Source organism: Stenotrophomonas sp. FW305-3-2-15-E-LB1, from assembly GCF_058787375.1.
In genome coordinates this window covers 106,457-120,842 of sequence record NZ_JBYSZR010000004.1, presented here as the reverse complement: position 1 = coordinate 120,842, position 14,386 = coordinate 106,457, and the positions used below count along the sequence as shown (strand labels likewise).

At 68.5% G+C, this 14,386-nt stretch carries 13 protein-coding genes; 10 read left to right on the top strand and 3 right to left on the bottom strand.

Features of this window, described 5'->3' with window-relative positions; translation table 11 throughout:
* Nucleotides 1-32: 32 nt before the first annotated feature.
* On the top strand, nt 33-926 hold the full coding sequence (locus AC3WL7_RS04915) for an NAD-dependent epimerase/dehydratase family protein (RefSeq protein WP_108747445.1): 894 nt from the start codon (nt 33-35) through the stop codon (nt 924-926).
* 267 nt (nt 927-1,193) lie between these two features.
* Nucleotides 1,194-3,728: a methyl-accepting chemotaxis protein gene (locus AC3WL7_RS04910; RefSeq protein WP_492749540.1), complete on the top strand. Its 2,535-nt coding sequence runs from the start codon at nt 1,194-1,196 to the stop codon at nt 3,726-3,728.
* A gap of 68 nt (nt 3,729-3,796) precedes the next feature.
* Here AC3WL7_RS04910 and AC3WL7_RS04905 read toward each other — a convergent pair whose 3' ends face one another.
* Nucleotides 3,797-4,183 (bottom strand): DUF2628 domain-containing protein, encoded by a 387-nt coding sequence (locus tag AC3WL7_RS04905; RefSeq protein WP_283222436.1) that lies wholly within the window; start codon nt 4,181-4,183, stop codon nt 3,797-3,799.
* Between the two features lie 211 nt (nt 4,184-4,394).
* Between AC3WL7_RS04905 and AC3WL7_RS04900 the strand changes: the two genes are divergently transcribed.
* The 6 genes from AC3WL7_RS04900 to hemC all read left to right on the top strand — a co-directional run bounded on the left by AC3WL7_RS04900 (nt 4,395) and on the right by hemC (nt 10,880).
* Nucleotides 4,395-4,559, top strand: coding sequence for a hypothetical protein (locus AC3WL7_RS04900; RefSeq protein ID WP_174208702.1), 165 nt, complete (start codon nt 4,395-4,397; stop codon nt 4,557-4,559).
* A gap of 435 nt (nt 4,560-4,994) precedes the next feature.
* A complete protein-coding gene (gene mdoH, locus AC3WL7_RS04895; protein ID WP_108747442.1) occupies nt 4,995-6,923 on the top strand; it encodes a glucans biosynthesis glucosyltransferase MdoH in 1,929 nt (642 codons plus the stop codon).
* Nucleotides 6,924-6,973: 50 nt separating this feature from the next.
* Nucleotides 6,974-7,633 carry an alpha/beta hydrolase gene (locus AC3WL7_RS04890; protein WP_108758933.1) on the top strand — a complete coding sequence of 220 codons (660 nt, stop codon included), beginning with the start codon at nt 6,974-6,976 and terminating at the stop codon, nt 7,631-7,633.
* A gap of 30 nt (nt 7,634-7,663) precedes the next feature.
* Nucleotides 7,664-8,680 carry a sensor histidine kinase gene (locus AC3WL7_RS04885; RefSeq protein WP_108747884.1) on the top strand — a complete coding sequence of 339 codons (1,017 nt, stop codon included), beginning with the start codon at nt 7,664-7,666 and terminating at the stop codon, nt 8,678-8,680.
* A gap of 4 nt (nt 8,681-8,684) precedes the next feature.
* Nucleotides 8,685-9,419 carry a LytR/AlgR family response regulator transcription factor gene (locus AC3WL7_RS04880; protein WP_492749539.1) on the top strand — a complete coding sequence of 245 codons (735 nt, stop codon included), beginning with the start codon at nt 8,685-8,687 and terminating at the stop codon, nt 9,417-9,419.
* A 549-nt stretch (nt 9,420-9,968) separates the two neighbouring features.
* Complete coding sequence (gene hemC, locus AC3WL7_RS04875) at nt 9,969-10,880, top strand: hydroxymethylbilane synthase (RefSeq protein WP_492749538.1); 912 nt, start codon at nt 9,969-9,971, stop codon at nt 10,878-10,880.
* 97 nt (nt 10,881-10,977) lie between these two features.
* Here the strand turns inward: hemC and AC3WL7_RS04870 are convergent, their stop codons facing one another.
* Together AC3WL7_RS04870 and AC3WL7_RS04865 are read right to left on the bottom strand one after the other, a co-directional pair.
* Complete coding sequence (locus AC3WL7_RS04870) at nt 10,978-11,754, bottom strand: DUF481 domain-containing protein (RefSeq protein WP_492749537.1); 777 nt, start codon at nt 11,752-11,754, stop codon at nt 10,978-10,980.
* A gap of 107 nt (nt 11,755-11,861) precedes the next feature.
* Nucleotides 11,862-12,461 (bottom strand): hypothetical protein, encoded by a 600-nt coding sequence (locus AC3WL7_RS04865; protein ID WP_108758929.1) that lies wholly within the window; start codon nt 12,459-12,461, stop codon nt 11,862-11,864.
* An 82-nt stretch (nt 12,462-12,543) separates the two neighbouring features.
* Here AC3WL7_RS04865 and AC3WL7_RS04860 point away from each other — a divergent pair, with 82 nt between their 5' ends.
* Together AC3WL7_RS04860 and AC3WL7_RS04855 are read left to right on the top strand one after the other, a co-directional pair.
* Nucleotides 12,544-13,515, top strand: a complete 972-nt coding sequence (locus AC3WL7_RS04860; protein ID WP_492749536.1) for a helix-turn-helix transcriptional regulator — start codon at nt 12,544-12,546, stop codon at nt 13,513-13,515.
* A gap of 28 nt (nt 13,516-13,543) precedes the next feature.
* A complete protein-coding gene (locus tag AC3WL7_RS04855) occupies nt 13,544-14,338 on the top strand; it encodes a MetQ/NlpA family ABC transporter substrate-binding protein (protein WP_079223577.1) in 795 nt (264 codons plus the stop codon).
* Nucleotides 14,339-14,386: the final 48 nt, after the last annotated feature.

Sequence of the window (14,386 nt, the reverse complement as noted above, 5' to 3'; positions counted from 1 at the left end):
AGCTCCCGGGCGTTGTCGAGTGAATGGATTCAATGAAGATCCTGTTGACCGGAAGTTCCGGGCGGATCGGGCGCGCGATCTTCGGTGCGCTGGCTGCCGAGCACGACGTGGTGGGGTTGGACCGCAGCCCGTTCAACACCACCCGCATCATTGCCGACATTACCCACCGCCAGGCGCTGGAGCGCGCCGTGCGGGGCGTGGATGCGGTGATCCACACCGCAGCCCTGCACGCACCGCATGTCGGCCTGGTGCCTGATGAGGTGTTCCAGCAGATCAACGTGGACGCCACCGCGCAGCTGCTGCAGCTGGCCCGGCAGGCGGGTGTGCGCCGCTTCGTGCTGACCAGCACCACGGCGCTGTACGGCCACGCCGTGGTGGCCGGTGGCTGCCGCTGGATCGATGAAACCACCGACCCGCTGCCGCGCACCATCTACCACCGCACCAAGCTGCAGGCCGAAGCGCTGGCCGAGCGCGCGGCAGGGCCAGGGTTTGACGTGCGCGTGCTGCGCATGGCGCGCTGCTTCCCCGAGTCGCCTGAACGCATGGCGATGTTCCGCCTGCATCGCGGCATCGATGCGCGCGACGTGGCCAGCGCGCATGCGGCATTGCTGGTGGACGAGGGCGGGGCCTTCCAGCGCTACATCGCCTGTGCGGCCACGCCGTTCCAGCGCAGCGACTGCCTGCAGCTGGCCGCCAACCCGCGGCAGGTGCTGGCCCGGCGGGTGCCGCAGCTGCTGGCCGAATTCGAGCGCCGCGGCTGGCCGTTGCCGCTGAGCATTGACCGCGTCTACGACAGCAGCCGCCTGCGCCAGGCGCTGGGCTGGCAGCCGCGCTTCGGCCCGGAGGGCGTGCTGCAGCAGTACGCGGCGGGCAGCATCGAAGTGCTGCCGCGCACGCAATGGGTGGGCGACCGCGTGGTGGAGTAGAGTCGAGCTTGCTCGACTGCTCCTGGCATCAGTCGAGCAAGCTCGACTCTACGCGGCGGAACCTCGAGCAAGCTCGACGCTACGTGAGTCCATTCAGGTTCCCGCAGGCGGTTTTCCTCAACCCGCCCCGTCTGCGGCCGCTAACCCGGTGCGTGCCTTGCCACCGTGGGTTCCGATCCGCAGCCGGCAGGCGGCCGCGCGAGGGATCGCGCATCTGCGCGGTACCGTCGTGGTGCCGGTTGTCCTGAACTGCCTGCGGATCCATCCATGCCTTCTTCCCGCTCTGCCGCTGCCCGTCGCCCGGGCAGCATCGCCCACAAGCTGATGCTGGGCACTGCTTCGATCGCGCTGCTCTGCTTCGGCGTGACCGCCTTCCTCATCTACCGCCAGGCCAGTGCCAGCCTGGTCAATGCCTCGCGCCAGACCATGGGCAGCGAAGCGATTGCCGAGGCGCGCAAGGTCTCGGCCGATCTGGGCACGGCCTTCGCCAGCAACGATGCGATGGTGGAAACCGTGCTGGCCCAGCGGGCCCGCGGCGATGCCCCGGACCGTGCCGCGCTGGCCGCGGTCATCGGCGAACAGCTGCACGCGCACCCGGAATGGGTAGGCAAGAGCACCATGTGGGAGGCCAATGCCTTCGATGGCAAGGATGCGGAGTTCGTGGACAGCGAAGCGCACGATGCCACCGGGCGTTTCATGAGCTACTGGGCCTGGGAAAACGGCAAGACCCAGCAGTCGCCGATGACTGCCTACACCGATCTGCCCGACGGCTCGGGTGACTGGTACATGGGGCCGAGCCGGGACAAGCTGCCCAAGGTCAGCGAGCCTTACTCGTACGCCATCGGTGGCCAGCAGGTGCTGATGAGCACGCTGAGCACGCCGATCGTGGAGAACGGCACCTTCCTGGGCGTGTTCACCGTCGATTTCTCGCTGGCGGCGCTGCAGAAGCACCTGGCCACGCTGACCCCGATGGGGGCCGGCCGGGTCGAACTGCTTTCGCCCAAGGGCGTGGTGCTGGCGGCGGCCAATGCTGCCGAAATCGGCAAGCCGCGCAGCGATGCGGCCACCCAGCAGATGCTGGCGCAGATTGCAGAGGGCAAGACGTTCGAGGCGTTCGAGCCGGATGCCGAAGGCAACGTGCGCCTGTACGTGCCGATGCAGGTGGGCGATGCCCCGCAGCACTTCGCACTGGGCGTGGTGGTGCCGCACGCCGTGATCGTGGCCGAAGCCCGGCAGCTGCTGTGGCTGACCCTGCTGGTCGGCGTGATCGCCGCGCTCACCCTCAGTGCCGGCGTCTACGTGCTGCTGCGCCGCCTGGCCATCCGCCCGCTGGCGCAGGCCGTGCGCATCGCCGGTGACGTGGCGGCCGGCAGGCTGGACACCGCACTGCCGCCGCGCAGCAACGATGAAGTGGGCCGCCTGCTGGAGGCGATGCAGGGCATGCGTGGCACGCTGCAGGCGGTGATGGCGGCGCAGGCGGACATGGCGCAGCGCCATGACGAGGGCCAGATCAGCTACCGCATGGATGCCAGCGCCTTCCCGGGCGAATACGGCCGCATGGTGGCCGACAGCAACCAGCTGGTGGCGTCCAGCAACGCGGTCACCCAGCGCCTGGTGGACGTGATGCAGCGCTACGCCGTGGGCGACCTCAGCGTGGACATGGAGGCCCTGCCGGGCGAGAAGGCGGTGTTCACCGCCGCCATGGCCACCACCAAGGCCAACCTGGGCGCGATCAACGAACAGATCCAGCAGCTGGCGGCCGCCGCGGCTGCCGGTGATTTCGCCGTGCGTGGCGATAGCCAGCGCTTCGAGCACGATTTCCGCCGCATGGTGGAAACGCTCAACACCATGATGCAGGTGAGCGACCACAACCTGGCCGCGCTCTCCACGCTGCTGCGCGCGATTGCCGCCGGCGACCTGAGCACGCGCATGCAGGGTGATTTCCACGGCGTGTTCGCGGTGATGCGTGACGATGCCAACAGCACGGTGCAGCAGCTGACCCAGATCGTCGGCCAGATCCAGCAGTCGGCGGCGAGCATCCGCCTGGCGGCCGGCGAGATCGCCTCGGGCAACAGCGATCTGTCGCGCCGCACCGAACAGCAGGCGGCCAACCTGGAAGAGACGGCCGCGTCGATGGAGGAACTGACCTCCACCGTGCGCCAGAATGCCGAGCACGCGCAGCAGGCCAACAGCCTGGCGGCATCGGCGGCCGGCGTGGCCAGCGAAGGCGGGCAGGTGGTCGGCCAGGTGGTGCAGACCATGGAGCAGATCGAGAACTCTTCGCAGCGCATTGCCGAGATCATTTCGGTGATCGACGGCATCGCGTTCCAGACCAACATCCTGGCGCTGAACGCTGCAGTGGAAGCGGCGCGAGCCGGCGAGCAGGGCCGCGGTTTCGCCGTGGTGGCCAGTGAAGTGCGCGCGCTGGCGCAGCGCTCTGCCGGCGCGGCCAAGGAGATCAAGGGGCTGATCGACGCCTCGGTGGCGCAGGTCGGCGCAGGCGCGCAGCTGGTGCACGGTGCCGGCCGCACGATGCAGGAGATCGTCGGCCAGGTGGGCCGGGTGAACGACATCATGGCCGAGATCTCGGCCGCCTCGCGCGAGCAGTCGGCGGGCATCGAGCAGGTCAACCAGACCGTGGTGCAGATGGACGAAACCACCCAGCAGAACGCGGCGCTGGTGGAAGAGGCGACGGCCGCCGCACGGGCGATGGAGGACCAGGCCGAGCAGCTGGCGGTGGCAGTGTCGCGCTTCCGCCTGCAGGCCGATGCGCCGGCGGCGGCGAAGCTGCGCGCGGCTTGACGGCGCAGACGACGACGCCCGGCCGGAGCCGGGCGTCGTTGATGCACATCCGCACCGCTGGCCGTGCGTCAGATGAAGCCGTCGAACGGGTTCCAGCTGGCGCGGCCCTTTACCTGCTCCAGGTAGTAGCCGTAGTTGGTGCAGTGGGCCAGCAGCGCGCAGAACCCACCGATCAGCCCTTGGACCAGGATGGTCGGCAGCACGAAGGCCAGTGCGAACAGGCCGATGAAGATGGCGATCATCACCAGCGCCTTGCGCCACATGCCCAGGGTCAGCAGGTAGATCCAGCTGAAGAACAGGGCAAGGAAATTGATGTTGATCGTCAGGCGCTCGCCGACGGGCAGCGCTTTCCAGGCCGGCGCGAAGCGCGGATCCTTGGGCGAGCCGTGCTGCTGGTAGAAGTTGAAGCGGAACTGCCACTTCGCGCTGAAACGGGAAAGATCGATGGCATTCATGGGAACGTCCGTGTAAGAAAACGTTTTCATGATAAATGCGTCGCATTCAGCCAGCCAGTCCGGGCCGCAAGAAATGTGACGCTGAACCAGTCAGGGCCTTGCGTCCGGGCGTCGCACCGTCACCCACCCTTCTTGTTTTTAGGATAGGGTGCGCAGTTCCGCTGTCGCTTGGGCCTTGGCCTGCGGTCGGCGGGATGTCCACGGAGGTTGCATGACCACACCTGTTACACCGGAAAACGCACCTGGCCCGGTGCTTCTGCCGACACCCGAAGTGGTGCAGGCACAACAACTGCTCGCCCGCCAGCAACTGGCGGTGGCGATGGACCGCGCGCGCACGGCGGCCAGCCGCGATCCGGCTGCGCCCGAGACGATCTAGCCTGGCGGGTGCCAACGCTGGTTGGCACCCTTCTGCGCAGAACGAGCATCGGCCAACCCAGGTTGGCGTCTCCTGGCGCATCTGCGGCCGAATCCCCTGATTGGGAATCGTTATCATTTTGCTCGATCCAGTTTCCGTCGCGCCTGCGTGTGCGCGGCATGCTCGAGCCCGCCATCGCCCGCTTTTTGCTGAATGGGGGAAATCCCCGGCGTAAACCTTCGCGCTCACCTTACATTTGCCCTCTTATGCTGGGCCGCATTTTCGATTCCGCCCCGTTGGAGATCGTGTGGGTTCCGGTAGTGACAGACATCGACTGCGCGGCGTGACGCCGTCGCAGGCAGGACAAGTGCGGGCGCCGGGAATGCGCGCGGGGAACCCTGGTGCATGCCGCCTGGCCAGGACGGCCAGTTGCGCTGCCTGGGCGGAGTAGACGCGATGGAAGCTCAAACCACCTCCCACGCCGGCCCGGGCAACCCCGAGCTGGACGCCGGCTGGGCGCTGTTGCCGCCCGAAGCCCCCCTGCAGATGCCCGAGCAGACCCTGCGCGAGGGCAAGCTCAAGGTCCGACGCCACCGCACCTCGCCGCGCATGATCAAGCTGCGCCGCCTGTACCTCTTCGGTGGTACTGCGGCGATGACCGCCGTGGCCACGCGGATGATGTGGCGGGTCCTGTCCACCGACGGCATCAGTGTGCTCGAGGCCTGCCTGCTGGTGCTGTTCGTCGGCCTGTTCGCTTGGATCGCGCTGTCCTTCGCCAGTGCCGTGGCCGGCTTCCTCACCGCCGTGTTCGACCGCGGCTACCGCCTGGGCATCGACCCGGACAAGCCGTTGCCGATCGTGCACAGCCGCACCGCGCTGCTGATGCCCACCTACAACGAAGACCCGCGACGGCTGCTGGCCGGCCTGCGTGCGATCTACGAATCGGTGGCTGCCACCGGGCAGCTGGAACGCTTCGATTTCTTCGTGCTCAGCGATACCCGCCGCGAGGACATCGCCCGCGCCGAAGAGTTGGTCTTCAACGAGCTGCGCGAACTTGTGCCCGATGGCCGGGTGCGCCTGTTCTACCGCCGCCGCAGCGACAACGGCGCGCGCAAGGCCGGCAACATCGCCGACTGGGTGCGCCGTTTCGGCGGTGCCTACCCGCAGATGCTGATCCTGGACGCCGACAGCCTGATGACCGGCGACAGCATCGTGCGCCTGGTGGCCGGCATGGAACACAACGCTGACGTCGGCCTGATCCAGACCCTGCCGTCGGTGATCGGCGGCCGAACCCTGTTTGCCCGCATGCAGCAGTTCGGTGGCCGCGTGTACGGGCCGGTGATCGCCCGCGGCGTGGCCTGGTGGCATGGCGCCGAGAGCAACTACTGGGGCCACAACGCGATCATCCGCACCCGCGCCTTCGCCGACCAGGCCGGCCTGCCGGCCCTGCCTGGGCGCAAGCCGTTCGGCGGCCACGTGCTCAGCCACGATTTCGTCGAAGCCGCGCTGATGCGCCGGGGCGGCTGGGCCGCGCACATGGTGCCCTACCTGGGCGGCAGCTACGAAGAAGGCCCGCCGACCCTGACCGACATGCTGGTGCGCGACCGCCGCTGGTGCCAGGGCAACCTGCAGCACGGCAAGGTGGTCGGCAGCCGCGGCCTGCACTGGATCAGCCGCGTGCACATGCTGATCGGCATCGGCCACTACTTCACAGCGCCGATGTGGGGCATGTTGATGCTGATCGGCATCGCCATCCCGCTGTTCCAGGAAGGCATCGATTTCAATGCGCTGCTGCACCTGTCGCCCAGCGTGTACTGGCGTGCGCAGGACGAGGAGCAGGTGGTGCGCCTGTTCGGCGCGACCATGGCCGTACTGCTGCTGCCCAAGGTGCTGGGCTACCTGGCCATGCTGCTGGATCCGGTGGATCGGCGCGGCTGCGGTGGCGCCTTCCGCGCCTTCGTGTCGATGCTGGTGGAAACCGTGCTGGCGGCGCTGATGGCGCCGGTGGTGATGTACGTGCAGTCGCGCGGCGTGGCCGAAGTGCTGTCCGGCCGCGATTCGGGCTGGGACGCGCAGCAGCGCGACGACGGCGGCATTTCCTGGATGGCGCTGGTCCGTGGCTATGGCGGGCTGGGCGTGTTCGGTGCCTTCATGGGTGTGCTGGCCTGGGCGGTATCGCCCTCGCTGGCCGCGTGGATGGCACCGGTGGTGATCGGCATGGTGCTGGCCATTCCCGTGGTGGCGCTGACCTCTTCGCGCGGGCCCGGTGGCTTCCTGCACCGCCTGGGGTTGCTGGACATCCCCGAGGAAAACACTCCGCCGCCCGTTCTGGTGCGTGCCGCCGAACTGCGCCGCGAAGCGGCCCAGCAGCCGCCGCTGTACTGATCGCCCCATGGCGGCGGCATAATGCGGCTCGAACTTGAAGGAGCCGCATCATGCTGCAAACGGTGGAACAGGAAACCGGCGCCTCGCCGCAATGGTCGGTGATCTGGCTGCATGGCCTGGGGGCCGATGGCCATGATTTCGCGCCGATCGTGCCCGAGCTGGTGCGCCCGCACTGGCCGGCGCTGCGCTTCGTGTTCCCGCATGCACCGGTGCGGCCGATCACGATCAACAACGGCGTGCCGATGCGCGGGTGGTACGACATCGTCGGCATGGATTTCCGCTCGCGTGCCGACATGGCCGGCGTGCGTGAATCGGTGGCCCAGCTGGATGCGCTGATCGCGCGCGAGATCGAACGCGGCGTCGCCGCCGACCACATCTTCCTGGCCGGCTTCTCGCAGGGCGGGGCGGTCATTCTCAGTGCTGCGCTGGAACGTACCGCGCCGCTGGCGGGCCTGATCGCCCTGTCCACCTACCTGCCCGATGCAGAAGCCGCCCGCCGCGTCGACGGCGCGGTCGACGTGCCGGTGTTCATGGCCCACGGCAGTGGCGACCCGGTGATCCCGCTGGCGGTGGCCGAGCACAGCGCGCAGGTGCTGCGCACGCTGGGCCTGTCCCTGCAGTGGCAGCGCTACCCGATGGCGCACCAGGTCTGCGCCGAGGAAATCCAGGCGCTGGGCGACTGGCTGCAGGAACGGCTGGGCGTGGCCTGAGCCATGGCTGCCAGCGCCAGCGCCCCGTGGATGCCGGAACTGTGCCGCCTGCCGCGCATGCTGGCGATGCTGGGCCTGGCCGAACTGGTGGTGGTGGTGCTGGCCCTGGCGCCCGATGGCAGCCGCCACTGGACGCTGGGCGAGCTGGCCTCGGCCAGCGGTTTCGCGTTGTGGCTTGCGCTGGCGGTCAGCGCCTGCCTGTGCCTGCTGCGGCGCGCACTGTCGACCCTGCCCGAGGTGCTTGGCGCGGTGCTGGCCATCGGCTTGTCGGCGTTCATCGCGGTGGCCTGCGCCGGCGTCGTCCACGCCCTGTACGCGGTGCTGGGTGACAACTTCACCCGCGGCATCAGCTTCTGGCGTTTCACCCTGGGCAGTGCTGCAACCACCGCCCTGATCACCGCGCTGGCGCTGCGCTATTTCTATGTCAGTGACCGCTGGGCCGCGCAGGTGCAGGCCAACGCACGCGCGCAGGCCGACGCCCTGCAGGCGCGCATCCGCCCGCATTTCCTGTTCAACAGCATGAACCTGATCGCCAGCCTGCTGCACCGCGACCCGGCCGTGGCCGAGCGTGCGGTGCTGGATCTGTCCGATCTGTTCCGTGCAGCACTGGGCGCCGGCGAGGGTGATTCGACCCTGCGCGACGAATGCGAGCTGGCCGAGCGTTACCTGTCGATTGAATCGCTGCGCCTGGGCGAACGCCTGCAGGTGCGCTGGCAGCGCGAGGAACCCCTGCCGTGGGACCTGCCGCTGCCGCGACTGGTGCTGCAACCGCTGGTGGAAAACGCGGTGCTGCATGGTATTTCGCGGTTGCCCGAAGGCGGCACCATCGAGCTGCTGCTGGCCTGCACGAACAATGAGCTGCAGATCACAGTTCGCAATCCGGCGCCGGATCCGCAGGCCCCTGGGCTGGCCCTGGCACGCGGTGCCGGCCACGCCCAGCACAGCATCGGCCATCGGCTGGCGTGGCGCTTCGGTCGTGCCGCGCGGATGACGGCCGGCTGGAGCGAAGGCTACTATGCCTGTCAGGTGACAGTGCCGATCCAGTGAGGGAATGAGCGTGAGGGTAGTCATCGCCGATGACGAACCGCTGGCCCGCGAGCGCCTGCGCAGCCTGTTGGCCGCGCAGGAGGGCATCGACGTGGTGGCCGAGGCCGGCAACGGCGAACAGGCCCTGCATGCGTGCGCGGAACTGCAGCCGGACCTGGTGCTGCTGGATATCGCCATGCCTGGCCTGGACGGCCTGGAAGCCGCGCGTCACCTGGCCAGCTTCGAACCACGGCCGGCGGTGGTGTTCTGCACCGCCTACGATGCGCACGCGCTGTCGGCCTTCGAGGCGGCAGCGATCGATTACCTGATGAAGCCGGTGCGCGCCGAACGCCTCGCGGCGGCCATTGCCCGTGCGCGCACGTTCCTGGCCGGCCGCGATGGCCAGCCCGAGCACAGCGGCGGCCTGGCCCGCAGCATGCTGTGCGCCCGCCTGCGTGGCAGCCTGCGCCTGATTCCGCTGGATGACATCCACTACCTGCAGGCCGAAGAAAAGTACGTGGTGGTGCACCACGCACGCGGCGAAGACCTGATTGAAGAATCGCTGAAGTCGCTGGAAGAGGAGTTCGCCAGCCGCTTCGTGCGGATCCACCGCAACTGCCTGGTGGCGCGCCATGAACTGGTGGAGCTGCGGCGTGGCGTGGGCGGGCAGGTGCAGGCGGTGCTGCGGCATGGCAAGCAGCCGCTGGAAGTGAGCCGGCGGTGCGTGGCGACGCTGAAGCAGGAACTGCGGCATCTGTGAGGTTCCGCGCGGCCTGCGGCCGCGACTGCTTACGAGCAACGTCTGAAGCAACAGCAACGGCGGGTTGGTTGGCTCGTTGTTTTTACGTGCTGGGTCGGGCCGGGGGGGGGGGGGGGGGGGGGGTACACGCCGTAAACCCATCCATGGGGGCTCGATGGCGCCATCCATGGCGCCAACGGTCCCGCCACCCCACCCCGGCCCAACCCTCTCGTTTTCCCTGCGTCGGACGGCAAAGGCATTGGTGTTATCGGAGGGGAGAGAAATGTAGAGCCGAGCCATGCTCGGCTTCGAGCGGAGCGACCCGCTGTTGCTCTGTTTTTCTTTTGATTTTCCGTGGCTGGCGCGCACGGAAACTGTCAGAGGCCGGGTGGGTGGGTTGCGCAGGGGCGCAGGCGCCATGGATGGCGCCTACGAGCTTACAGGGACGTACTTGCAGCGTCCCCTGCGCGGCCCACCCACCCGGCCAAGCACGATGGATCCAGCCAACGCCCCAGCCACGAGGGGCTCCGCCGTTGGCCGTATCCCGCCGATAGGCGCGATAATGCCCGGATGGAAACCGTCCGCATCGCCACCCGCAAGAGCCCGCTCGCCCTCTGGCAGAGCGAACACGTCGCCGACCGCCTGCGCCAGGCCTACCCCGGCCTGCACGTGGAACTGGTGCCGATGAGCACCCGCGGCGATGAAGTGCTCGACCGCTCGCTGGCCGCCATCGGCGGCAAGGGCCTGTTCCTGAAGGAACTGGAGCTGGCCATGCTGCGCGGCGATGCCGACTGCGCGGTGCATTCGCTGAAGGATGTGCCGATGGAACTGGATGCGCCGTTCGCGCTGCCGGCCATGCTGACCCGCCACGACCCGGCCGATGGCTTCATCTCCAACCTGTATGCCTCGCTGGATGCGCTGCCCATCGGCGCGCGCGTGGGTACGTCCTCGCTGCGCCGGCAGGCGCAGCTGCGCGCGCTGCGCCCGGACCTGCAGCTGCTGGACCTGCGCGGCAACGTCAACACGCGCCTGGCCAAGCTCGACAACGGTGGCTACGACGCCATCGTGCTGGCCGTGGCCGGGCTGGAACGGCTGGGCCTGGGCGATCGCATCGTGGCCCGCCTGCAGCCGCCGCAGTGGCTGCCGGCGCCGGCACAGGGCGCGGTGGCGGTGGAGTGTGATGGTGGCAACGCGCGGCTGATGGAATTGTTCGCCCGCCTGGATGACGCTGATACCCGTGCCTGCGTGGAAGCGGAGCGGGCGATGAACCGCGCGCTGCATGGCAGCTGCCATGTACCGGTGGCGGCCATCGCACAGTGGCAGGGCCAGGATCTGCACCTGCAGGGCATGGTCGGCAGTGCCAGTGATGGCCGCGCGGTGCGCGCCCAAGCCGTGGGCCCGGCCAGCGATCCGGAAACGCTGGGCCAGCAGGTGGCCAGGATGCTGCTGGACGGCGGTGCAGGCGAGCTGCTGAACGTCTGAACCGCTGTGGTAGTGCCGGCCGCTGGCCGGCATCATCCAGTTGCCGGCCAGCGGCCGGCACTACCAAAAGAAGACGGGCGCCCTGGGCGCCCGTTTCTCATTTGAACTTGTAGACCACATTCATCGTGGTCAGCGTATCGGTGCGGCGCTTGTCGTCGGCCACGTCGCTGTTGTAACGGGCCTGCCAGCCGGCCTTCAGGGCCAGGTGTTCGTTCATGCTCACCGACACGCCGAAATCGTTCTGGCCGAAGGTGTTGTACGAGCCCGATTCGACCAGCAGGTTGTTGATCAGGTCGGTGTTGGACGTGATGGCGTACTTCAGCTCGAACTGGCCCTGGCCGATCAGGCCGGTGCGGGTGCGGTCATCCTCGGTGCTGTGCGTACGGCTGACACCCGGGCCCAGCAGGGCGTCGAAGGAGAGGCGCTCGGTGTTGATCAGGCGGGTACCGTAGCCCAGGCCGAACGAGCTGCGGCGATCATAGGTGGCGAAGTCATCGCGCTCGGTACGCACCTTGGCGAACAGCTGGCGGTGTTCGCCCAGCTGCAGCGCGCTGCCGGCGGCGCCGGTATAGCGGTTGGCCGTGGTGTTGTCGCGGCGGGAGGTGCTGCCGTCGTCGTTGGTCTCGGTCACCTTGGAGCTGGAGCGCAGGCCGAACAGGTCCATGGTGTGCACCCAGTCGCCATCGGTGTAGCGCAGGCGCAGGGCGCCGTTGAAGCTCTCGGTGCTGCTGTTGCCGCTGGCTGCGGCAAAGCCCAGTTCGCCACCGCTGCCGCTCCACGGCGAAGTCATCGCCGCCAGTTCGGAGGCATCCTGGGCATACGCCAGCGGCGCGCACAGCAGGAGGGGCACAAGCAGGGTCACGCGCAGGGACATCAAGGCTTCTCCGAAGCGGTTAACAACCCGTGATGATACTGGATGCGCCATAGCCGCCAGAACCGGTCGGAAGCAGCGCTTCAGCAGGCGTTATCGCCATCGCCCATTCAGGGGCGCTCGATGCGCAGGGCCGGGTCGTTGAAGCGCGAGTAGCGCAGGCGCAGCTGGTAGGGACGGCCCTGGTTGCTGCCGCTGCGCACGATCTGCCGCGGCAGTCCCTGGTCGTCCACCCAGTATTCCAGCCGCTCGCCGGCCTCGCCCAGCAGGCGGTAGTGGCGGGTATCCACCCCGTCCAGCGACTGCCGGCCCAGATCCTCGGCCCGCAGCTCGGCTGCGGGCGCATCCTTGGGCAGCGGGCTGCGCCACTGCTCCATCAGGCCTGGCGGGGTCGGTACCTGCTGGATGGCGCTGCCGGCCTGCAGGAACATGGTGTCACCGATGATCGTCTGCTGGCCGGCCGGGGTCTGCACCCGGAAGCGGTCGGGCGCGACGAAGTCCATGGCGCTGCGCACCGGCTGCGCCGCACCCTGCAGGTCCAGTTCGGCGTGGAAGCTGCGCAGGCCGGCCAGGCGCTCGCTGGCGGCCAGCACCGCGTGCGCCGGCTCGGCGGCCGGTACCGGGGCGCCGGCGGCCGCCGGAGCGGGGGCGCGATCACAGGCGGCCAGCAGCAGGCAGGCCAGCAGGGGCAGGGCAGGCAGGCGGCGCATCGGGCGCTCCATGGGGGCGGGGGGCGCCCACGATAGCCCAAAGCCCCCACACAACGCCCGCGACTCGGACATAATCAGGGGCATGGACCGATACGAACGCATCACCGCCCTGCATCGTCTGCTCAAGTCCGCGCGCTATCCGGTGACGGTGGCGACCCTGCAGGACAAGCTCGGTTGTTCCCGTGCCACCGTCTACCGAGATCTGGCCTTCCTGCGCGACGCGCTGATGGCCCCGATCGAGGGCGACGGCGAGGCCGGCTTCCGCTACATGGCTGACGAGAGCGATCGCTTCGAGCTGCCCGGGCTGTGGCTCAGCTCGGAGGAGCTGCACGCCCTGCTGGCCTCGCAGCACCTGCTGGCGCGTACCGGCGGCGGCGTGCTGTCGTCGGTGCTGGCCCCGCTGCAGCAGCGCATCGAAAGCCTGCTGGCGGCCCAGGCCGGCGTCTCCAACTGGCCGGTGGACCGGGTGCGGGTGATCCCGCACCGCGGCCGCAAGTTCGATGAAGGCAGCTTCCGCACCGTTGCCTCGGCCGTGCTGGAGCGCAAGCAGCTGGCGTTCGAGTACCGCGCCCGCTCCACCGATGAGTCCACCCGGCGCACCGTCTCGCCGCAGCGCCTGACCCACTACCGCGACAACTGGTACCTGGATGCCTGGGACCACGACCGCGAAGCCCTGCGCAGCTTTGCCGTGGACCGCGTGCACAAGGCGCGGGTGGTCGACAGCGGTGCCCGCGACGTGGCCGAATCCGAGCTGGACGAACAGCTGGGTGCCAGCTACGGCATCTTCTCCGGCCAGCCCAAGGGCTGGGCGACCATCCTGTTCAGCGCCAAGGCCGCGCGCTGGGTGGCCGACGAACACTGGCATTCCAAGCAGCAGGGCCGTTTCCTGCCCGATGGCCGCTACGAGCTGAAGGTGCCCTACAGCGTCTCGCGCGAGCTGCTGATGGACGTGCTGCATTACGGTTCCGATGCCGAGATCGTCGAGCCGGTGATGCTGCGCGAGCAGATCAAGGCGCTGCTGGACCTGGCCCTGTCCAACTACGAAAACTCCTGACCCTCCCCCCGAGAGACCCGTTGCCCCCATGAAGAAGACCCTGTTGCTGCCCCTGTTCGCCGCTGCGCTGGCCCTGACCGCCTGCGGCAAGTCCGGCGAGCCTTCGCAGAAGCTGGTGGTGGCCGCCACCGCCGTGCCGCACGCGGAGATCCTGGAGGTGGTCAAGCCGATCCTCAAGGAGGAAGGCGTGGACCTGGACGTGCGCGTGTTCAACGACTACGTGCAGCCCAACGACCAGCTGGTGCAGAAGCAGGTGGACGCCAACTACTTCCAGACCGAGCCATACCTGGATGCCTACAACCGCGACCGCAAGACCGACCTGACCAAGGTGATCGGCGTGCACATCGAGCCCTTCGGTGCGTACTCGCGCAAGGTGAAGTCGCTGGCCGACCTGCGCGAAGGCGCCGACGTGGTCATCCCCAACGACCCGAGCAACAACAGCCGCGCGCTGATCCTGCTGCACAAGGCCGGCGTGATCGAGCTGAAGGACCCGAGCAACGCCCTGTCGACCCAGCGCGACATCATCGCCAACCCGAAGAAGCTGAAGTTCCGCGAGCTGGATTCGGCGATGCTGCCGCGCGTGCTGGACCAGGTCGACCTGGCCCTGATCAACACCAACTACGCGCTGGATGCGGGCCTGAACCCGACCCAGGACGCGCTGGCGATCGAGAGCAAGGACTCGCCGTACGTGAACTTCCTGGTCGCGCGCCCGGACAACAAGGACGACGCCCGCGTGCAGAAGCTGGCCAAGGCACTGACCAGCCCGCAGGTGAAGGCCTTCATCGAAACCAAGTACAAGGGCGCGGTGCTGCCGGCGTTCTGACCCTGCGGTAGTGGGGGGGGGGGGGGGGGGGGGGGGGGGGGGGGGGGG

What these genes read in the sequence shown, in the direction of transcription:
- AC3WL7_RS04910 (WP_492749540.1), top strand. Translation starts at nt 1,194, where the DNA reads ATGCCTTCTTCCCGCTCTGCCGCTGCCCGTCGCCCGGGCAGCATCGCC.
- AC3WL7_RS04900 (WP_174208702.1), top strand. Translation starts at nt 4,395, where the DNA reads ATGACCACACCTGTTACACCGGAAAACGCACCTGGCCCGGTGCTTCTG.
- AC3WL7_RS04915 (WP_108747445.1), top strand. Translation starts at nt 33, where the DNA reads ATGAAGATCCTGTTGACCGGAAGTTCCGGGCGGATCGGGCGCGCGATC.
- AC3WL7_RS04905 (WP_283222436.1), bottom strand. Translation starts at nt 4,183, where the DNA reads ATGAATGCCATCGATCTTTCCCGTTTCAGCGCGAAGTGGCAGTTCCGC.
- AC3WL7_RS04860 (WP_492749536.1), top strand. Translation starts at nt 12,544, where the DNA reads ATGGACCGATACGAACGCATCACCGCCCTGCATCGTCTGCTCAAGTCC.
- mdoH (WP_108747442.1), top strand. Translation starts at nt 4,995, where the DNA reads ATGGAAGCTCAAACCACCTCCCACGCCGGCCCGGGCAACCCCGAGCTG.
- AC3WL7_RS04885 (WP_108747884.1), top strand. Translation starts at nt 7,664, where the DNA reads ATGCCGGAACTGTGCCGCCTGCCGCGCATGCTGGCGATGCTGGGCCTG.
- AC3WL7_RS04880 (WP_492749539.1), top strand. Translation starts at nt 8,685, where the DNA reads ATGAGCGTGAGGGTAGTCATCGCCGATGACGAACCGCTGGCCCGCGAG.
- AC3WL7_RS04865 (WP_108758929.1), bottom strand. Translation starts at nt 12,461, where the DNA reads ATGCGCCGCCTGCCTGCCCTGCCCCTGCTGGCCTGCCTGCTGCTGGCC.
- AC3WL7_RS04855 (WP_079223577.1), top strand. Translation starts at nt 13,544, where the DNA reads ATGAAGAAGACCCTGTTGCTGCCCCTGTTCGCCGCTGCGCTGGCCCTG.
- AC3WL7_RS04870 (WP_492749537.1), bottom strand. Translation starts at nt 11,754, where the DNA reads ATGTCCCTGCGCGTGACCCTGCTTGTGCCCCTCCTGCTGTGCGCGCCG.
- hemC (WP_492749538.1), top strand. Translation starts at nt 9,969, where the DNA reads ATGGAAACCGTCCGCATCGCCACCCGCAAGAGCCCGCTCGCCCTCTGG.
- AC3WL7_RS04890 (WP_108758933.1), top strand. Translation starts at nt 6,974, where the DNA reads ATGCTGCAAACGGTGGAACAGGAAACCGGCGCCTCGCCGCAATGGTCG.